This is a genomic window from Mucilaginibacter sp. HD30, from assembly GCF_054061755.1.
Window position 1 is genome coordinate 4,211,166 of sequence record NZ_JBSSEO010000001.1, and the last position, 21,508, is coordinate 4,232,673.

The following is a 21,508-nucleotide window of genomic DNA, read 5'->3' on the forward strand; positions in this document are numbered from 1 at the left end:
TTCGGAGCTCAAAAAAGCTAATCTTTATTCTTCGATAACTAATCTTTACCTACCATTTCGCCCTTAACATTCCCCGTCCGTTTCAGATCGCCCCAGGCGTTTAATTCGCCTTTTAACGCCCTGCGGATAGCCTTGAACAGGATATAATACATTAACTGCCGCCAGATAAAGCGCTGCGGAATGATGTAAATAAGTTTTCTGTAATTCTCCTTCTCCATGCGGAAGGCTATGATAGAAACGATAAAGTCTATCACAACAAAAAGAACGTAATACATCAAGATCTTCTCGGGCTTTTCGCCGAACAGCCCGAATATCATCATCAGATCAGCAAGGGGTGAGAACAGCGGCAGAATGATCTGGAAGATCAGAATATTTGGCATCCCCACCATTCCAAAAGACTTGAATTTTTTGTTGAACAAGGCCTTGCGGTTTTTCCAGAAGCTTTGTATCACACCAAAACTCCACCTAAAACGCTGTTTAAGCAATCCTTCTAAAGTCTCGGGTGCTTCTGTGTAGGCAATGGCCTCCGCAGCGTTACGCACTATATAGCCGCATTTTAAAATGCGCATGGTAAGATCGCAATCCTCGGCAAGCGTGTCAGATGTAAAGCCGCCCGCCTGTTCTATAGCCGATTTACGGAACGCGCCAATAGCACCGGGAATGACGGTGATACTGTTGATCAGATCAAAAGCTCGGCGATCCATATTCTGAGCCGTAATGTACTCAATGGCTTGCCACTTTGTTATAATGTTGTTTTCGTTGCCTACTTTAACGGTTCCGGCTACTGCGCCTATTTCATCATCGGTAAAATAGGTCATCAGGTGGTAAACAGCATCATTTTTTAGCTGTGTATCCGCATCAATACAAACCGTAAAATCATATTTGGCATGGCTTATCCCAAAGTTTAATGCCGATGCCTTGCCGCCGTTAGGTTTGGTTAATACAGTTACTAAGGGATTATCCGCGTATTCTTCATTTATAATATTGTAGGTATTGTCTGTTGATCCGTCATCAATAAATATTATTTCAAAAAGCGGGTAATCGGTGTTAAGTAGACTTTTTATGGTTTTTAGGGCGGTTACTTCTTCGTTATAAGCAGGCACTATAATGCTCACCGGTACAGATAGGGCAGTTTGGGGCCTCTTCTCCTTTTTATTCTCGGTATGCTGCCTAATCGCTAATATGCCGATGAGCACAATGCGCCCAATTGCCAGGAAAATAGCCGAAATAAATACATAGAACAGAAACATGTTGCCATAAAAAAGCCCCACTACAACGGCGTCATAAAACCAGCCGATAACACCGCTGTCGGCATCATCCTGTATAGGTGGCATCAAATCCTGTTTGGTTTTACCTAAAACGTCGGCAATGGTGGTAAATTCATACCCCTTCTGTTTATAAAAACGAATTATCTCTGGCAGAGCCTGTACGGTAGCTTCGCGGGTGTCGCCGCCGGCGTCGTGCAGTAGTATCATTGATCCTTTATCGTAATCCTGCTTTACGCGGTCAATTATTTGCTGCGCAGTAACGCCTTCTTCCCAGTCGCGCGGGTCAATAGATTCGCCTATGGTAATGTAGTTTTGTTTGCGGCTTTCGGCTACCGGAATAACCTCGTCCAGCGTCTGCGGTTCAGCATCAGCATTAAACGGCGGGCGAAAAAGGATGGTACTGTGCCCGGTTATAGACTCGATCAGTTTACGGGTAGCGTTAAGCTCCAATATCACCCTGTCTAAACTAACTTTTGATATATCCGGATGCAGGTAGGTGTGGTTGCCAATTTCATACCCCTCGTTAAAAATGCGTTTTAAAAGAGGGATGTTCTTTTCAACCATGCCGCCTACAACAAAAAACGAGGCGGGAACATTTTCTTTTTTAAGGATCTCTAAAATACGCGGTGTAAAATCAGGGTCGGGGCCGTCGTCAAAAGTTAAAACAACTTTACCCCGCTTGTAACCAAACTTTTTAATAACATATTTGGTAGGCAGTTTTATGTACGTCTGGTCGGTAAAAACGTAATTCTCTTTATCCAGCTTCAGGTTTATTTTGCCTCTGGATGGGGTGGTAATTATCTCAAGTACCTCGCCATCGCCGGTGTAGTCAATTTTGTTGTTCAGCGCTACGTTATCCAACGGACTAATATCAAAACCCGTCTTTTTTAATGATGCCAGTGCCAGGTTCTTTTGGAAAAACTTCCACAAACGCGGGTCCTCAGCCCCTAAGCGCCAAAGTGCAATGCCGGCAGTACCCCAGTCATCAGCCATGCGCATAACATTAAAATTAGCAGCGGCATCAACAAAATATACGGTATGCTCAATGCTGTCAGCCTGTCTATATTTATAGTGTAAATTAGCAGATACAGGATCATAAACAACCTTGCTCTGAAATTGCTGCGCAATGCTTACAGCAGCCTGGTAGCCAACAGCATTACCTTCACTGTTTTCCGGCCAGTCTACGCCACCGCCTGCTATGGTTAATATCACTTTTTCGCTCGGCACTATCTCGCAAACACGGTCAAGTTGCTCCTCAACCCAATGCTGATGTGATATATCGCCGGCATTACTCTCTTCGGTATGCTGATCCATCGCCATAACAAAAAGGTAATCGTTAAAGCGCTGCAAGTGCCTCAGATCGTAACGTTCATCATCCGGAATTACGTTTTGCGTAACCAAAAAGCCCTGTGGATGGAGTATATTATAAAGATCTTCCTGAAAAGCGCGGTAGGCTCCGTCACTCCTATCGGGCAGGTTGTTTATATCCAGGTTTACCCCACGCAGATTATATTTTTTTAGCTGTTTAACAAGGCCGTTTATAAAGATTTTTCGCAGCTCTTTGTTAGATGTAATGCGCACAACATCTTTTGTGTCAAAATAACCGCTTTGGTTATCTTTATTAACATAGTTGGATATAGAAACAACAATTGGCTTGTTGTATTTTTTGTTTATGTGCAACAGGCCGGTATCAATACGGGCCTCAACGGTATCTGCACCCGGTTTTATAAAAAAACCTTCAGACACCACCATATCTAACTGACTAATGTTTTCTTTTAAAGAGTTATAGGCTTGCGATTCCCATTCGCGGTAAAACGCGGCGTTTATACGCTCTTTATTATTGGCATGCTTAAGCTGGCTGCGGCGCTTGGCTTCCAGTACTTCAAGTTGCCGTTTGTCTATTTTATAATCTTTATAGCGCGTTGATTTTTTGTATTGTTCTAAATCCTGGTCGCTGATACGTTTTGGGGCCGGGTTAAGGTTAGGGAGTTCCGGATAGCTTTGCGAGGTAACGGTTATGGCAGCGGCTATAACGCCAATGATCAATACAAGTAATATTACACGACTTGTCCACTTAAAGCGATTCCATCTCTCGGGTGTGTCAGCCTGAAAAATTTGTTTATGCCGCATTAAAACAGATAAAAGTTAAAGGATCAGATAAAAAGTTTAGTAAAGCCAACAGACTAACTGAAGGATATTACTTATTCTGCGGCTCAATGGCGGAAAAATCAACCCCACACTTGCAGTTGCCGCCGCAGCTTTTTTTGGTGAATAACTTTTTGTATGCCATTCTGCCAACGTAAAACAGCGCTCCGGCAAACAAAAGAATTACTATTATGGTTTGGATATTCATTGCTGCAAAAATAGTATAATAAATATATACGTACTGATTAATATACGATTATAGCACGGATATGTTGTGTTTGAAGTTAATTTTACTTTGTGCTGAAGTTAAGTAACTAAGTAAAAGCATTAAAAGCTTTTTAATGAAGTAAATTAACGTTACCTTTGCGCCAAATTTTAGAGGCATTTCATGCAAAATATAAGAAACATTGCGATCATCGCACACGTTGACCACGGCAAAACTACTTTGGTTGATAAAATCCTGCACAGCTGTGCAATTTTCCGCGAGGGCCAGGAAACTGGTGAGTTGATACTTGATAATAACGATTTGGAGCGTGAGCGTGGTATCACCATTGTTTCAAAAAACGTTTCTGTAGTATACAAGGGTACTAAAATTAACATCATTGATACACCTGGTCACGCCGACTTTGGCGGTGAGGTAGAGCGTGTGTTGAAAATGGCTGATGGTGTATTATTACTTTGCGACGCGTTTGAAGGCGCTATGCCTCAAACTCGCTTTGTAACCCAAAAGGCTTTGGCTTTAGGCTTAAAACCAATTGTGGTTGTAAACAAGGTGGATAAAGAAAATTGCCGCCCTGAAGAGGTTTACGAGCAAATTTTCGAATTGTTCTTCAACCTTGACGCTACCGAAGATCAACTGGATTTCCCGGTAATTTACGGTTCGTCAAAACAAGGTTGGATGAGTACAGATTACAAAAAACCAACCGAAGATATTTTCCCGTTGATGGATGCGATCATAGCAAACATCCAACCGCCGCCAATTAGCGAAGGTACTTTACAAATGCAGATCACATCTTTAGATTATTCTTCATTTGTGGGCCGTATCGCTATCGGTCGTGTTGCACGCGGTGTTGTTAAAGAAAACCAGGCAGTATCGTTAGTAAAACGCGATGGCACCATCCAAAAAACAAGAATAAAAGAACTATACACTTTTGAAGGCTTAGGTAAGGTTAAAGCTTCCGAAGTTAGCGCTGGTGATATTTGTGCAGTTGTAGGTATTGATGGTTTTGATATTGGCGATACCATTGCCGATTTTGAAAAACCGGAGCAATTGGAAGTTATCCATATTGATGAGCCTACCATGAACATGTTGTTCACCATCAACACTTCGCCTTTCTTTGGTAAAGAGGGTAAATTTGTAACCTCACGTCACCTACGTGATCGTTTATACAAAGAGATGGAGAAAAACCTGGCGCTTAAAGTTGTTGAGACAGAATCACCAGATTCATACCTGGTATACGGTCGTGGTATTCTTCACTTATCTGTATTGATCGAGACCATGCGTCGCGAAGGATATGAGTTACAAGTAGGGCAGCCACAGGTAATTGTTAAAGAGATCAACGGTGTTAAATGCGAACCGGTTGAAGTTTTAACGGTAGACGTACCGGGTGATGTTGCAGGTAAAGTAATTGAGTTAGTAACCCAACGCAAAGGCGACCTGTTAGTAATGGAGCCTAAAGGCGATTTACAACACTTAGAGTTTGAGATACCAGCACGTGGTATTATTGGCTTACGTAACAACGTATTAACTGCAACAGGTGGCGAGGCTATTATGGCTCACCGATTTAAAGCATACGAGCCTTGGAAAGGTGTTATCCCCGGCCGCTCAAACGGTGTATTGGTATCAATGGATACCGGTAAAACAACTGCTTTTGCTATTGACAAATTACAGGATCGTGGTCGTTTCCATGTTGATCCGGGAGTTGATATTTACGAAGGACAAGTATTAGGCGAGCACATACGTGATAACGACTTGGTTATTAACTTAACCAAAGGCAAGCAGTTAACCAACATGCGTGCATCTGGTAGCGATACCAACGTACGTATAGCGCCTGCTATCAAATTCTCGTTAGAAGAGTCTATGGAATATATACAGGCCGACGAATACATTGAGGTAACGCCTCAGAGCATCCGCATGCGCAAGATCTTCCTTAACGAGAACGAACGCAGAATAAACGCTAAGAAGTTCCAGTCATAACCAGACTTTTTAATAAAATGATAAAAAAGAGCTCCTTTATGGAGCTTTTTTTATTTATATCATAAAACGCTGTATATTAGCAGCGTTGATTAAATAACCTGATGCAAAGAAGATACCCCCTGTTTCTTTTAATCTCGCTGTGCGTATGCTTTAGCGCGTGCAAAAAAGAAATTAAAGCGGTAATTGACGCGGACGTTTGCCTGCGTAATTCCACGTTGTACTATCAGAAAAAGTGGGCCGCTGTCTACACCCGGATAGATAACCAGGAATCGGGCGTGAAAAAGACAACCATTATTCCCGCTTATGGCTACTTTAACATCAATTTTAACGCTACGTATAAACTTTTTGGAGACACGCAGCCTGCGGAAGGTAAATGGTTTGTTGACGAAAACTGCAATTTTGTACTAAAGCCTTCCAACGGAAACCAGCATACCTACCAGGTGAAGAAATTAACTACCGATTCGCTTATTATAAGTGAGCGTGTTGGTGCTATTACAACAACCCTGCATTTTGCAACGTTTATGTGCCCTGATATGAACAAACTGGAGAACCGTTGGGATAATGTTGAGACCCGCACTGTTGATTATGACCCAACAGGCGTGAGCAACAGGCAGATAAGCTATCCGGCGGGGTATATAAAATTTAATACCGACGCCGGGTATGAACTGACAAGTAACGCTTTCCTGTTTAAAGGAACGTGGGGAATAGCGCAGCCCGATTGTAACCTGGTATTAGATAAAAACAAGCGCTGGGAAAAATCATACATAGTAGAAAAACTAACAGCCGACTCGCTTAAGCTGTGGTATAAAGACACAGTGGCAAAAACCAATTATCTATTGGTGTATAAAAAGCATTAAGGGCAATGCGCTTATGCACTGTAATTGCGCTTTAATAAACCTGATAAAACAATTATCTTAGCCGGATGAAAGGTAACGATCGCCTGCAACCCTCTTTATTTCATCCGCGTTATGTACATCTTACGCATTTACGTGATGCTACTTTAAAAACTATCTATCAATTAACTGCCGATAAAAAAGATCTGTTGCTGGTTGATTTTGGTTGCGGCGATATGCCTTACCGGTCGGTTATTGAACCGCATGTTGGCAGGTATTTAGGCGTTGATCTTGATATGAATCCTAAAGCAGAGCATCATATTGATTTTGACAGCAAAACAACGCTGCCAGATAACTACGCCGATATAGTTTTATCCAACCAAGTACTGGAGCATGTTGATTCGCCTTCTGGCTATCTCAAAGAAGCATTGCGCATATTAAAACCAGGCGGCTCTATTATTTTAACTACCCATGGTTATTGGTATTACCATCCAACGCCTAACGACTACTGGCGGTGGACAAGCGCGGGTCTACGCAAAACAGTTGAGGACTCGGGATTTGAGGTAAAATCTTTTCATGGCATTATGGGGCTTGCAGCCAGCGGTTTACAATTATTACAGGATGCAATTATTAATAAGCTGCCTAAGTTTTTAGTGCCGCCTTTTGCTTTTGTTATGCAGCTAAAAATAAGGTTGTTCAATAAAATGAACTCACAGCCGCAGCGCGACAGGGACGCTTCATTATATGTAGTGATAGCTCAAAAGCCATCCATTTAATGGAAGATTTTAATTTATGTATCATAAAGCCAAACAAAGGCACTTTTTCTGAGACCTTTATACAAGCACACATAGACAGGCTTCCGGGAAACAAAAAAGTGCTTTACGGCGGGGCCTTTCCGGTTTATAATCATGAAGGGAAGTTTTTGATCAAGTCTGTTTTTGGAGTAATAAGCTATCTGATACAAAAACGTTTATTCAAGCGGCAGAACATTGGCGTCAGAACAAAAGCACTCAGCAATTATTTAAAGCGCGAGAAAATTGACGTTGTACTGGCCGAATACGGAATGGTAGGAGCCATGATAACGCAGGCCTGCAAATTAGCTAACGTGCCCATGGTTGTTCATTTCCACGGAGCTGATGCACACCACAAGGGGACAGTAGCAAAATATCACGACTTATACCGTACCATGTTTAAATATGCAAGTACCATTGTTGCTGTATCCAACGAAATGGTGGAGAGTTTAAAGCAATTAGGTGCTCCGGCAGAGAAAGTCGTTTTAAACCCATATGGTGTTGATACAGATCTTTTCACCGAAGTAAACCTGAGCGATTCGGCACCGGACTTTTTGACGGTGGGACGTTTTGTAGAGAAAAAGTCTCCGTTATCTGTTATTGAGGCGTTCTTTATACTTTCAAAAAATGTAGCCGATGCCCGGTTATGGATGGTAGGCGATGGCCCGTTGTTTATTCAGGCAAAGGAACTGGCCGGGCAGCTTAAACTATCAGATAAAATAACCTTTACCGGCGTACTGTCAAAAAACGAGATCCAGGCGCTAATGCAGCAAATGCGATGCTTTGTTCAGCACTCTGTTACCGCAACTGATGGTGATAAAGAAGGAACTCCTAACACCATATTAGAAGCGGGTGCATCGGGCCTTGCCATTGTAAGTACACAACACGCCGGAATAAAAGAAGCCGTAATAAACGGTGAAACCGGTTACCTTGTGCCTGAGCACGATATAAAGGGCATGGCGCACTACATGATAAAAATTGCGGAAGATGTACAACTCGCCGCTTCGCTTGGTGCTAAAGAGGCGCAGCACATACGCCAAAATTATGATATAAGTGATAGGATAAATACATTAGCTGCCGCACTTAGGCAGGCAGTAAAAGATAAAAAGTAATGGTAAGACAACTGGTACGGAATACACTTAAGAAATTTGGTTATGATCTTGTAAAGCCCGATGAACGGCTGATAAAGAATGGCTTGCCTGCTGATTTTGACAAAGAAACGGTAGACACATTTAGCAAGGTAAAAACCTACACCATGACTACACCCGAGCGCATAGCATCATTATGTAACGCGGTAAATTATTTGGTTAAGAACAACATTGAAGGCGATTTTGTAGAGTGCGGTGTATGGCGCGGTGGCAGCACAATGGCAGCTATTGATACCCTGATTAAAGCAGGCGATACCAGCCGTACGGTGTATTTATACGATACCTTTGAGGGGATGTCTGAACCAACGGAGCATGATAAAGAACTGAGCGGTACTGCTGCCGATGTTTTGTTAGACAGCAGTGTTAAAGAAGACGCTACATCGGTTTGGTGCTACTCGGCATTAGAAGAGGTTCAAAAAAATGTCGGTACGCTTAAGTATCCGGCAGCTAAAGTACACTACGTAAAAGGTAAGGTTGAAGACACCATCCCGCAAACGCTACCCGGTAAAATAGCGTTGTTGCGATTGGATACTGATTGGTACGAAAGCACCAAACATGAATTGGAGCACCTTTACCCTTTGCTTGTACCGGGCGGCGTTATTATTATTGACGATTACGGCCATTGGGAAGGCGCACGCAAAGCAGTTGATGAATATATTGAATCTGAGAAACTACCGTTATTGTTAAACCGCATCGACTACACCGGCCGTATCGGCATAAAATATTAGTATTACCTAAATGGGGATTGTAAAAGCGCAGGCCTATAAAAATACCATCGTATCCTACGCGGGTATGGTCATAGCGTATCTTAATACGGTTTTATTGTTCCCATCCGTCTTCCCTAAAAGCAGTAGCGAGTATGGTTTTTATAACCTTATCATTGGCATATCGGTATTATACTCATTGGTGGCGTCTATGGGCATACCAAGTATACTGGCCAAATACTTCCCGTTTTACCGTACAGATGATAAACTACATAGTGGTTTTATGCACTGGTCGGCCATAATTTCTGTTGTTGGTTTTTTAGCTGCCACAGGCCTTTACGTAATATTCAGGCCAATAATCGTATCGGCTTATATTAATGAATCGCCGCTCTTTGTTAAGTACTACTATTTGCTTATACCGCTGTCGTTATTTATAGTTGCGTTCAACTACCTGGAAATGACGGGCCGCATCATTTATCAAACCATTTATTCAAATGTGTTGCAAAACGTGCTGTTGCGTTTACTCACATCTGCTTTTTTGGTAATGATAATTTTTAAGTGGATAAATTTTCAGCAGTTCATATTGCTATACATAGCCGCTAACGGTGCCATATCGCTGTTGCTGCTTATCAGCATAGCCGCCAGTGGCAAGTTTAGTTACAAGGTTAACGACTACCGTTTTAAAACCATAAAACAACGCGAAGTGGTACGTTTTGGCTTATTTACTTTATTATCCAGCGCGGTATATGTATCGTTACAAAAGATTGATATTCTGATGCTGACTTCAATGGCCGGCGAAGCCGAACAGGGAGTTTATAGCTGGTATTTTAATATCGCTATCATTATCAGCGTACCGGCACAGGCGCTTAGCCGTACAACATATGCCCTGGTTGCCGATTCGTGGAAATCAAACAACCTGGCCAATATTGCCGATGTTTATTATAAAACGTCTATTGTGCAAATGGCTATTGGCGCGCTGCTTTTTATAGGTGTAATTGTAAATAGAGAAAATTTGTATGCCCTGGTACGCAATCAGGAGTTTACAGATCCCAAGTATTTTAGTTTGTTTATTGTTATAGGCCTGGGTTTTATGGTGGATATAACAGGCGGCTTGAATACCTATATCGTTTCAACATCGCACAAATACAGGTTAGTTACCCTAATGGTGTTGGTGGCCAGTATAATTTGCGTAGGCTTAAATTTCCTGCTTATCCCTACCTATAAAGGCTTAGGCGCAGCGCTTGCTTATTTAATTTCTATAGGCTCGTTAAATTTTATAACCTGGTTTTACATAAAATACAGGTTTAAAATGCAGCCTTTTGGTTATAAGCATATCGCGGTGCTCGGCATTTCGCTGGTTAGCCTGGCTGTGGGTTATTATTTTTGGCGAATGCCCAATGTTTGGCTTGATATAATTTTGCGTAGCGGCACAACCGCGGCATGTTATAGCATACTTACTTACCTGTTCAAAATATCGCCTGATATAAACGAAAAGGTTGATAAGACCTTGAAAAGTATCGGGGTTATTTAATTTATATTGCTAAATTGTAAGTGCCTATTCCATTAATGATGTGATTGCAAGGAATAAACTTTTTTTTCTACTTCTTCTATTAATTCTGCCGTTTGTTGCTATTTGCCAGATAACGCCGTCTGTGCCCAAATGGGTGAGTGATATCGGCGGTTCCGGCTCGTGTATATCTTCTTATTTACGGGTTGACGCACAAAATAACACTTATGTTACAGGGATTTTTGAAGGAATTATAGATTTTGATCCTTCGGTCAGCACCTTTAATCTCACAGCTACAGGAGGCTTTGATGCTTTTGTTGCAAAGTATGATACGAATGGTAATCTGATTTGGGCTAAATCAATGGGAGGGGCAGGTACTGACCAGCCAAGCGGAATGGATTTAGATAATAACGGCAATGTTACTATTGTTGGTCAGTTCAATTCACCTATAGACGCAAATCCAGGTGCGGGCGTCTTCTCGCTTAATAACGCTTCCGATTTCGATATGTTCATTATCAATCTGGACGCTAATGGTAACTTTTTATGGGCTAAGTCTATAGGTGGTTCGGGTGCCGACTACGGAAACAAAGTGGCAATAGATAAAGATGGTAACAGAATTATGATAGGCCAGTTTCAACAAACTGTTCAAGTGGGCACTGTAACCTATTCTACCAGCGGAACATTCAATGGACTTATTGCTAAATATGATGCCGCGGGCAACTATTTGTGGTCTTTCAGCCTTGGGGCATCCGGCGATAATAAGGGCGTTGGAATAGAAACGGATAACAACAAAGACATCATTATTTCAGGTACTTTTAGTGGCACCGTTAATTTTAACCCCTTAGGTGCGAGTTATAACTTATCTTCGCCGGGCACGGCATCATATATTGCCAAATATACTTCCTCCGGTCAGTTAATTTGGGTAAAAGTAATTACCGGAAACACAGCCACTAACATTGCCGTTGATAGAAGTAGCAATAATATATTTGCCACGGGAACGTATTCAACTGTAACATTTGATCCTGGAAATACATTGAACGCTGCGGCAGGCCAGGCTATGTTTATTGCCAGATATGCGCAAGACGGTTCTTTCATTTGGGCGAAGGGGGTAGACGGATCAAATGCGTCTGTATCAAATAACGGAATTACTGTTAAAAACGATAACGTGTATATTTCAGGGTATTTTAATGGTACTGTTGATTTTGATGGCTCTATGGGTTCTGCTATTATAAATTATCACGGGCAGCGTGACTTTTTTTTACTGAAATATAATATTGACGGAGATTACCAATGGGCGGTTACGGCTGGGAATAACAGTTGTGGCAATACATTGGGACGGGCGGTTGGTATTGACGGCAACAATGATGTATTATTTTCCGGCACCTTCTGCTCAACTATTAATTTCGATGTTTCGGGGTGCACATCTTATAATTTAACAGCAACAAGTCCCACTCGTGATGCCTTCCTCGCCAAATACACTCCTTCCGCTACAGGGTTGGCTAACAATATTATCACCGCACCGATTATAACAAGCTTTTGCGGCCCTTTTGACCCCGCGGTAATACTTGGCAGTACGCCAACCGGCGGCGTGGGTACTTACACATATCAGTGGCAAAGTTCTGCCAACGGAATTAATTTTGCTGATATTCCGGGTGCGTCTGGAAAAGATTACGACCCGCCAAGTGCCACGGGCACTACTTATTTTCGGCGAATGGTTGGTTCAGGCAATTGTAATTTAGATATTAGCAGTAACACAATTCAAATTAATCAACAAAACACCATTGCCAATAATGTCATTACCGCTCCGTCTGTGGTCCAGTTTTGCGGTAGCGGAGATCCCGCTGTTATTACAGGAAGTACTCCCACAGGTGGCAACAGCACCTACGCGTTTCAATGGCAAAATTCAAACGACGGCGTTAATTTTAGTGACGTTACCGGCGCAACTTTAAACAATCTTGACCCCGGAGTTATTAGCGTAACAACCTATTATCGAAGAAAAGTAACATCGGGGGGGTGTGATGTAATAAGCAATATAGTTGAAATAAGTGTGCAGCCACCAATAGCTAATAATCAATTAGCCGCTCCCGTAACAACTTCGTTTTGTAGCAGCACAGATCCTGATGCAATTACAGGTAGTACACCAACGGGTGGTGTCGGCACCTATGCTTATCAATGGCAAAGTTCAAGTGATGGGATTAATTTTACAGACCTATCCGGCGCTACATTAAAGGACTTTGATGCGCCGGTTATTAATTCAACAGTTTATTATCAACGAATTGTTACATCAGGTAGTTGCGCAACATCCTTAAGTAACATGATACAATTTTCTGCGCAGCCGGCTATAACAAATAACCAGATCAATGCTCCGTCTGCTACAGCATTTTGCGGCAATGGCGACCCGGATGTTATAACAGGCAGCACGCCAACAGGCGGCAATGGTGTCTATGTTTTTCAATGGCAAAGTGCCGTGGATGGAATTAATTTTACAGATATAACCGGCGCAACATCTAAAGACCATGATCCATTGGTTATTAATTCAACAGTTTATTATCGTCGCAAAGTTAGGTCAGGCTCCTGCGAAACAGCGAGCAATATCATTCAGCTGCAGGTACAGTCCACTGTATCAGCTAACACAATATCAGCACAATTGCCGACAACTTTTTGCGTATACGCAGATCCCGGGGTAATAACCGGAAACATTCCGCCAGGTGCTTTTACTTACATTTATCAATGGCAAAGCACAACGGATAATATTCATTTTGCAGATATCCCGGGCGCCATAACCAATAATTATGATCCGCCGTCAATAGCGATGACGACCTACTTTCGACGGATAGTTAGTTCTGCTGTGTGTGTAGTACCACTTATAAGTAATGTGGTGGTTATACGGATTGACCCCGCTGTTGCAAATAACACAATAACTTCTCCTGTTATCAATTCTTTTTGTAGCAGCGGAGAGCCCGGTAATATTGTAGGGAGCACGCCTGAGGGTGGTGATGGCACCTACTCCTACATGTGGCAAAGTTCAACCGATGGTATTGCTTTCAGCAATATTGGTGGAGCGATAGCAAAAGATTTTGATCCACCCACCGTTACAATTACCACTTATTTTCGCCGCATAGTAACCTCGGGCAGTTGTAATATTCCGCAAAACAGCAATGTTATAAAGATAACTGTTGATGTAATGCCTGTTATAACCCTACAGGCTGAAGTGACCATCTGCCAGGGTGCAAATACCACGTTAAATCCAATCGGCGGAGACAGCAATTTTACCTATCAATGGTCTCCAGCAGCTGGGCTTTCAAATACCACTTCATCAAATACGGTGGCATCGCCCACCGTTACCACGCTATACACGCTAACGATTTCAAATGGATTATGCAGTACCACAATTACTACAACGGTTAATGTTATACCGCCACCAACGGTTGATGCCGGCAAGGACAAAGAAATATTAAAGGGTGGCAGCGTGTTGCTTGATGCTGTGGTAACAGGGAATGACCTGCAATACAATTGGTCGCCCACCTTGTATCTGGATAATCCTAATATCGCTAACCCTACTGCGTCTCCCCCCGAAAGCATCGCTTATACTCTTACCGTAACCAGTGCCAATAATTGTTTTATTGTTTTCGATGATGTTTTTGTAAAAGTGTATCCTAAAATAGCCCCACCGAATACTTTTACACCTAATCACGATGGTATAAATGATGTGTGGGAAATTTCTGGTTTAAGTAATTACAGCGGCAGTGTTGTTTCTGTATTTAACAGAAATGGCGAGCTCTTATATAGGAGCATCGGATATTCAAAAGCGTGGGATGGTAGTTATAACGGCAGAGTTGTACCATTTGGCAACTACTATTATACCATCGACCTGAAAAACGGTACAAAGGGATTATCAGGATGGGTGGCTGTTGTAAAATAACACGGCGGATTTAAACACAATAAGTTAATTTTGGCCCAACATGCAATCCCTTGCTCCAATAGCACTTTTTGTTTATAACCGGCCAGATCATACCCGCCGCACGCTGTGCTATTTGCAAAAAAACGTGCTGGCTAATGATTCTAAGCTTTATATTTTTTCTGACGGGGCAAAAACGTCGGGCGATGAGCAGAAAGTACAGGAAGTGCGCGATCTGGCAGCGCAGGTTACTGGATTCAAATCGGTGCAACTGATCAGCAGGAAACAAAATATGGGCCTTGCTAATTCCATTATTGATGGGGTTACGCAGCTGGTTAACCATTATGGCAACGTTATAGTTTTTGAAGATGACCTGCTGTCTTCGCCACATACGCTGGAGTATTTTAACGAAGCGCTTACGCGGTACCAACACCAGGAAAAGGCTATGCATATTGGGGCCTATATGTTTCCGTTATATGATAAAACGCTGCCCGAAACATTTTTTTACCGCATTGCTACCAGTTGGGGTTGGGCCACGTGGGATAGGGCATGGCGTAATTTTGAGCCAGACGTTGATAAACTGATAGCACAATTTGATAGCCAAAAAATTCAGGAATTTTCTGTTGACGGAACCGGCAACTTCTGGAAACAGATAATGGAATTTAAGGCCGGTAAAAATAATTCCTGGGCCATCCGTTGGTATGCTTCTATATTTTTAAAAGGCGGTTTAGCGCTGCATCCTTCACATTCGCTTATTCACAACATAGGGCATGACGGTACAGGCGTACACTCCAATATTGAGCACATGTACGGCGTAAGCGTTGCGGATAAACCTGTTAAGCATTTTCCCGCTGAAGTAAAGGAAGATGGGAAAGCCCATTTAGCAATATGGCATTTCTTAAAAAACCGCAAGGGAACTTTATTGCAACGTGGGTTGCGCTTAATAAGGCAGTGGCGTATAAAGTACGCGATAAAAGGAAAATAGAGACTAACTAATCTCTAATCACCAATCAACTAATCGCTAACGCTCTGCCTTAACCACTATATAAGGCGACAATACTTTACTTTCTACGCGAATTATCTTACTTATCACTTTCCCGGCAAACCATAATCCTTTAACAAAGCTTTTGGTTAGCGCAGACTGATGTGTTTTGTTTTCTAACCAGATAGAAAAACCGCCATGATAATAGGCCTCTGCATTTTTTAACCCTAACTGCCGGCAATAGTCTGCAAGCAGGGGAGGGTTCATACTTTCAATATAATGCTTGTCGTAATTTTCGCGATCGAATTTGCGCTGCACCCAACCGTTAATCCCGGTAAAGTTAGGCAGGGTGATAAATAAGGTACCCCCGGGTTTTAAAAAAGAAAGGTGAGTTTTGATGATGCTTTTTGTATCGCTGAAATGTTCTATCAATCCAAAGGAAAGCACCATATCATACTGTTCGGCAGGAGTGTAGTTAAACAGATCTGCCTCAATTATCTTTATATCGCTTTCATTCAGGCCGTTTTTTTCAAGCAGTTGATTAACAAGGCCTTCATGGATAAAATAATCCAGCAAGGTAGTTTCCATTTGCTGATATTTTTTTAGGTAGATGGCGTAATAACCCGGAAAGCCGCCCAGTTCTATAGCTGTTTTGGCGTTCTTCTGTTTAATTATTTTGGCCAGGATATCGCCAAAAACATAATCGGGTTTTATAGTAAAGATCAGGCCGATCCTTGATTCCCAGAAAGATTTCCAGAACGAACGGTCGGTTAAATTATTCTCCATTTATCAGATCAGCCCTTATTTTAAATAAAATGCAATGGTTCTTTTTTCTTTAGTATCCTTGCCGGATTACCCACAACGGTACAGTCAGACGGCACGCTTTTTACAACTACCGACCCGGCGCCAATCATCACATTATCACCTATCTCTATATCCCCCACAATAACCACGTTGGCCCCTATATCTACGTTATTACCTATCCTTGGGCAGCCGCTCAAACTACCGTCGGCCAGTTTTTTATGGCCTATGGTAACAGAATTTCGCAAAACACAATTATCGCCCAAAACAACACCCTGATTAACTACCAAAGCATGGCCGTGATAAATGATCAAGCCTTTACCGGCTTTTAGTTTACGCGGCAGCTCAATCCCCCAAATCCAATCAACTACATAACGGTACCATAGCAGGTAAGGATAAAATATCACCTTAGCTATCATGGAGCGATTAATAAGCGACGCCAGCCTGAACAAAAACAACACCAGCTGACCCTTAAAATTTAAGGAGTTGGCTTTGCGGTCCTGAAATAAGTAGGTAATGGCGTTCATTTCCTCAAAAGTAAGCAAAAAGCGGAAAGCAGAAAGACCAAAGCTTTTTTAGTGCTATGGATACGTTTGCAAGTTAGCTTGAAAGCTTTCTGCTTTAGTCTTTTCGCTTTCAGCTATAGTCTTTCAGCTTTTCACTATACTTGTGCAAATGAAAGTTACGCTCATCAACACTGCTGATGCCGGGGGTGGCGCGCCTGCCGCTTGTATGCGGTTGCTGCAAGCGCTGCAATTGCAGGGCGGCGATGCGCGTTTATTGGTTCAGTATAAAAAAACAAATAACGCGGGCGTTACCGGTATTGTAAAAGATGCCATTAGCAAGTTAAAAGCCAGGCTTACTTTTTTAGCAGAACGTATTCCTTTTATACTTTTTCATGAACGGGACAAAACGGTGCGTTTCGCGTTCTCTACAGCTAATGCCGGAACAAGCATAGCAAATAACCCCTTGGTAAAGGATGCGGATATACTGCATCTGCATTGGACAAATTCTGGCTTTCTCTCTATAGCAGATCTGAAACAACTGATAGATACAGGTAAACCCATCATCTGGACGCTTCACGATATGTGGACCTTTACCGGTGGCTGCCACTATTCAGGCACATGTGAGCGGTTTAAAAACGAGTGTGGTAACTGTCCCTTTTTACGGGATGCCGGGGAAGACGACCTATCCCATCAGGGTTGGCTCCGCAAGGCTGCTATGTACGCGGGCGCGAAGAATATCAGCTTTGTAACTTGCAGTAATTGGTTAGGAGAGGTGGCTCGCACAAGTTCTTTGATCAGCCAGTTCCCTATTACCGCTATACCAAATCCTATTGATATCGAGACATTTTCGCCCGGCAATAAGGTAGCGGAACGCAGCAAGCGCGGTATTAAAGTTGACGCTAAGATCATTTTGTTCGGCGCAGCTAATATTAATGATAAACGTAAGGGCATCCGGTTCCTGGTAGAAGCCTTGCAGCTTTTAAAACAAAACGATCAGGATACTTCTGCTGTTGAAGTAGTGATCTTTGGTAAGAACAAGCACTTTGATGTAACGCAATTGCCGTTCCCTGTGCATCAGTTGAATATAATTACAAAAGAAAATGAGCTGGCGGGAATTTATAGCATGGCAGATGTATTTGTAACCACGTCGTTAGAAGATAACTTACCCAATATGGTAATGGAAGCCATGGCTTGCGGTACGCCGGTGGTTGCGTTTAATACTGGTGGAGTGCCAGAACTGGTAGATCATTTACAAAACGGCTATCTGGCAGCCCTGGCATCGGCAAAGGGAATAACCGATGGAATAACAGAAATTTTGTACAATGCAGATGCAAAAAAAATGGCTGCCAACGCGCGCCAAAAAGTGTTAAATAATTACACCAATGATAAAGTAGCTAAACATTATCTTGAACTTTACCGCTCCGTTTTAAGTAATGAGTAAACAGGCCCGGCCCATACTTTCTGTTGTTACTGTTGTTTATAACAACGTAGCAAATATTGAGCGTACTATGCTTTCGGTGCTTAACCAAACCTACCCGGCTATTGAATATATTGTTATTGACGGCGCGTCAACCGATGGTACTTTGCAGATTATTGAGCGTTATAAAGACAAACTGGGCAAATTCATCAGCGAAGAAGACAAAGGTATTTATGATGCCATGAATAAGGGCATATTGGCGGCTACAGGCGATTATATTATATTCATGAACTCTGGTGATGAATTCTATTCTGATGATACTGTCGCCCGGGTATTTGCGTCTGCGGAGGATGCTGATATTTATTATGGCGAGACAGAGATGATGGATGAAGAGGGTAACAATCTCGGTCGCCGCCGCCACGCCGCACCCGAAGCCTTTACCTGGCGGGACTTTAAATATGGCATGAGTATAAGTCACCAGGCTATTTATATAAAACGCTCGCTTGTTGAACCCTATGATCCAAAATACCAGTTAAGCGCCGATATTGACTGGATCTTGCGTGCGGCAAAGAAAGCCAAGAGCATAGTGAATGTTCACACATATGTGGCGCGATATAAAATGGGCGGCATGTCAAAACAAAAACACAGGCAAAGCCTGCTGGAGCGTTTTGATATTATGAAAAAACATTACGGGTTGTTGCCTACGGTGTTTAACCATATGGTTATTGCTTTCAATCTTGGCCGGTACTGGCTTAGAAACAAACGCACAAACGATTAATGTCCTGCGATTGCTTTAACTCGTCCGCGTTGAGCCTTTAATACAATTACGCCGGCAATACCCGCGATAAGAGAGGCCAACAGTATCCCATACTTAGCCTGATCTATCATTTGCACGTTATCAAATGCCAGCGCAGACACGAACAACGACATGGTAAAACCTATACCCGCCAGCAACGCTACCCCAATAATATGTTTCCAGGTAGCGCCCTCGGGCAGTGCGCCAATGCCCGACTTAACCAATAACCACGTAAACAGCAGTACACCAATAAATTTTCCAATTACCAAACCCACAGTTACGCCAATGCTTACCGGATTGATAAGTACAGCGAAAAAATCTGCACCGATAACAATCCCGGCATTTGCCAATGCAAACAACGGCATAATAACAAATGCCACCCAGGGGTGAAGCGCGGTTTCAATTTTTTGCAGCGGGGTTTGTGCGGCAAGGCTCAGCGCTTTAATATGCTCAATGGTATCGTGCTGTTTAGGAGTGGTAAGCGAGCTGCAGTTAGGGATCTCCGCATCAAACGCTGCAGAGAGTTTATTAAGCCTCTCTGAGTATTGTTTTTCGTTGATCTTGGTACGCGCAGGTATCGTAAATGCTACCAAAACACCTGCGATAGTAGGATGCACACCTGATAGCAAAAAGCCAACCCATACCCCAAAACCTATCAATAAATAAAATGTAGAACTGCGGATGCCTAGCACGTTGGCAACTGCAAGAATAGCTAAAAAGCCAACGCCTATTAACAAAGGCACCCACACAATACCTGAACTGTAAAAAAAGGCTATCACCAAAACCGCACCCAGATCATCGGCTACAGCAAGTGCAGAAAGAAATACTTTAATGGAGGCCGGAATATGTTTGCCTGCGATAGAGAGCAGTGCGAGGGCAAACGCGATATCCGTAGCCATGGGTATGCCCCAGCCATGTTCGCCGGCTGTGCCGTGGTTAAACGCCATATAAATACCCGCGGGCACCAACATGCCGCCCAGCGCTGCCACCATCGGTAAAGAGGCCTTGCTTAAGGTTGATAGTTCTCCCGCAATAAATTCGCGTTTCAGCTCAAGGCCTATTACAAAAAAGAAGATGGCCATCAAACCATCGTTTATCCACAAGTGGAGCGGATGGCTCAATACATTTTTATCAAACCCAAAAGAAAATTCAATGTTCCAGATATGGTGGTAACTTTCGCTATAAGGTGAGTTTACCCAGATAAGCGCTATAACTACGCCCAGAAAAAGCACAATACCGCTGGTGTACTCTAAATGAATAAAGCGGTTAACAGGATGGATAAGCTTATCTATAGGCGACTTTTGCATCAGTCCCCAAAGATAACGTTTTCAGTGCGTAAACAGATTGAAACGTCTTTACTGATCCGGGTCTTTGGTCAATTCTTTTTTGCCGCGCGCTCCTGTGTGCTTGCCAATACGTTTGGTGGGAATATTGTCGCCTAACAGCTTACCCCATGGTTTAAGCTCTTCAATGCGGTCGAAAATTATTTTGAGCACGGCCACAAAAGGTATGGACAGGAACATGCCCGATACGCCCCATAACTGGTTACCCAGCAACACTACTATAATTGACATAAGCGCGTTTATCTGCACTTTTGATGATACAATGCGCGGCACCAGTATATTATTATCAATAAACTGAATTACAATATAAGCAATTATAACGCCCAATTGCGTTGAGTAGCCGTCTTTAGTTACGGTGGCCATAAGCACAGGTAAAGCAATTGCTATAATGCCGCCCAGATAGGGGATCAGGTTAAGTATGGCACCTATGCAGCCAATTAATATGGCATATTTAACACCCAGCAATAACAGCGCGGCTGAGTTCATAACAGCTACAATTATCATCTCTATCAGCAAGCCTACAATGTAGCTTTGTATGGCAAGCTTGGTTTCGCTTAAAACCTCGCTTACTTTGGCAGAATTCTCCTCAGCAAAAACTTCGTATAAAAAATTTAGTATCAGCTGTTTGTACAGCAGTAAAAAGAATATGTAAACAGGTAATAAGAATATAATACCCAAAGTGCCAACCAGGCCGCCCAAAGTTTTACCAACCATTGCCTGCCCATTGCCCAAGGTCTCCTTTATCATTTGATCTTGTTTGGCTACCGGCGTGCCAATGTTATCCTGGACCCAAAGTTTTAAGTCGTGCGTTATCTCTCCGAATTTTTGTTTTAGCATGGGCAGCGAATCGCCGAACTGCACAATTTGCGAGGAAAGAAAATAAAATACACCCGCTACTACCACCAGCGCTGCCAGCATGGTTATAGCTATGGATAAAGCCCGTGACATTTTATAACGCTGCAAACGGTTAGCAACAGGATTTAGCAATACCGCTATAAATGCCGCAAATGCCAATGGTACTAAAATATCCGTAAGTGTTGCTAAAGCATATACCAACAACACCAAGCCAAGCAGCACCGCTGTGCTTTGTACATAAAAGGGTTGGTCTTTAATTTTTATGGCCATTTACAATGATTTGGGTACAGACACAAAAGCAAATTATGGACAAATTG

The 21,508-nt window shown here is 42.7% G+C and carries 16 protein-coding genes; 10 read left to right on the forward strand and 6 right to left on the reverse strand.

Annotated elements, in window-relative coordinates:
* Positions 1–38: 38 nt before the first annotated feature.
* Entirely contained in the window at positions 39–3,398 is a 3,360-nt protein-coding gene (locus ACVW2L_RS19825) for a glycosyltransferase (protein WP_457129686.1), read from the reverse strand.
* Between the two features lie 67 nt (positions 3,399–3,465).
* Entirely contained in the window at positions 3,466–3,621 is a 156-nt protein-coding gene (locus ACVW2L_RS19830; RefSeq protein ID WP_457129687.1) for a FeoB-associated Cys-rich membrane protein, read from the reverse strand.
* Between the two features lie 180 nt (positions 3,622–3,801).
* On the opposite strand from ACVW2L_RS19830, the gene typA reads away from it, so the two are divergent.
* From typA to ACVW2L_RS19870, 8 genes are all read left to right on the forward strand, one after another.
* Positions 3,802–5,610: a translational GTPase TypA gene (gene typA / locus ACVW2L_RS19835; protein WP_457129688.1), complete on the forward strand. Its 1,809-nt coding sequence runs from the start codon at positions 3,802–3,804 to the stop codon at positions 5,608–5,610.
* A 101-nt stretch (positions 5,611–5,711) separates the two neighbouring features.
* Positions 5,712–6,467 carry a hypothetical protein gene (locus tag ACVW2L_RS19840; RefSeq protein ID WP_457129689.1) on the forward strand — a complete coding sequence of 252 codons (756 nt, stop codon included), beginning with the start codon at positions 5,712–5,714 and terminating at the stop codon, positions 6,465–6,467.
* Positions 6,468–6,532: 65 nt separating this feature from the next.
* Positions 6,533–7,219 carry a class I SAM-dependent methyltransferase gene (locus tag ACVW2L_RS19845; protein ID WP_457129690.1) on the forward strand — a complete coding sequence of 229 codons (687 nt, stop codon included), beginning with the start codon at positions 6,533–6,535 and terminating at the stop codon, positions 7,217–7,219.
* A complete protein-coding gene (locus tag ACVW2L_RS19850; protein ID WP_457129691.1) occupies positions 7,219–8,346 on the forward strand; it encodes a glycosyltransferase in 1,128 nt (375 codons plus the stop codon). The genes ACVW2L_RS19845 and ACVW2L_RS19850 overlap by 1 nt, the downstream gene beginning before the upstream one ends.
* Positions 8,346–9,110, forward strand: coding sequence for a TylF/MycF/NovP-related O-methyltransferase (locus ACVW2L_RS19855; RefSeq protein WP_457129692.1), 765 nt, complete (start codon positions 8,346–8,348; stop codon positions 9,108–9,110). The genes ACVW2L_RS19850 and ACVW2L_RS19855 overlap by 1 nt, the downstream gene beginning before the upstream one ends.
* A gap of 10 nt (positions 9,111–9,120) precedes the next feature.
* Positions 9,121–10,617, forward strand: coding sequence for a lipopolysaccharide biosynthesis protein (locus tag ACVW2L_RS19860; protein ID WP_457129693.1), 1,497 nt, complete (start codon positions 9,121–9,123; stop codon positions 10,615–10,617).
* A 121-nt stretch (positions 10,618–10,738) separates the two neighbouring features.
* Positions 10,739–14,515 carry a T9SS type B sorting domain-containing protein gene (locus ACVW2L_RS19865; RefSeq protein WP_457129694.1) on the forward strand — a complete coding sequence of 1,259 codons (3,777 nt, stop codon included), beginning with the start codon at positions 10,739–10,741 and terminating at the stop codon, positions 14,513–14,515.
* A 40-nt stretch (positions 14,516–14,555) separates the two neighbouring features.
* Positions 14,556–15,476, forward strand: a complete 921-nt coding sequence (locus ACVW2L_RS19870) for a sugar transferase (protein WP_457129695.1) — start codon at positions 14,556–14,558, stop codon at positions 15,474–15,476.
* 36 nt (positions 15,477–15,512) lie between these two features.
* Here the strand turns inward: ACVW2L_RS19870 and ACVW2L_RS19875 are convergent, their stop codons facing one another.
* Positions 15,513–16,259, reverse strand: a complete 747-nt coding sequence (locus tag ACVW2L_RS19875; RefSeq protein WP_457129696.1) for a class I SAM-dependent methyltransferase — start codon at positions 16,257–16,259, stop codon at positions 15,513–15,515.
* 20 nt (positions 16,260–16,279) lie between these two features.
* Complete coding sequence (locus ACVW2L_RS19880) at positions 16,280–16,801, reverse strand: serine acetyltransferase (RefSeq protein ID WP_457129697.1); 522 nt, start codon at positions 16,799–16,801, stop codon at positions 16,280–16,282.
* A gap of 148 nt (positions 16,802–16,949) precedes the next feature.
* On the opposite strand from ACVW2L_RS19880, the gene ACVW2L_RS19885 reads away from it, so the two are divergent.
* Positions 16,950–18,221 (forward strand): glycosyltransferase family 4 protein, encoded by a 1,272-nt coding sequence (locus tag ACVW2L_RS19885; RefSeq protein ID WP_457129698.1) that lies wholly within the window; start codon positions 16,950–16,952, stop codon positions 18,219–18,221.
* Positions 18,214–18,975: a glycosyltransferase family 2 protein gene (locus ACVW2L_RS19890; RefSeq protein WP_457129699.1), complete on the forward strand. Its 762-nt coding sequence runs from the start codon at positions 18,214–18,216 to the stop codon at positions 18,973–18,975. The genes ACVW2L_RS19885 and ACVW2L_RS19890 overlap by 8 nt, the downstream gene beginning before the upstream one ends.
* Here the strand turns inward: ACVW2L_RS19890 and nhaA are convergent.
* Positions 18,972–20,300 (reverse strand): Na+/H+ antiporter NhaA, encoded by a 1,329-nt coding sequence (gene nhaA, locus ACVW2L_RS19895; protein ID WP_457129700.1) that lies wholly within the window; start codon positions 20,298–20,300, stop codon positions 18,972–18,974. The genes ACVW2L_RS19890 and nhaA overlap by 4 nt on opposite strands.
* 48 nt (positions 20,301–20,348) lie before the next feature.
* Positions 20,349–21,461: an AI-2E family transporter gene (locus ACVW2L_RS19900; protein ID WP_457129701.1), complete on the reverse strand. Its 1,113-nt coding sequence runs from the start codon at positions 21,459–21,461 to the stop codon at positions 20,349–20,351.
* Positions 21,462–21,508 lie beyond the last annotated feature (47 nt).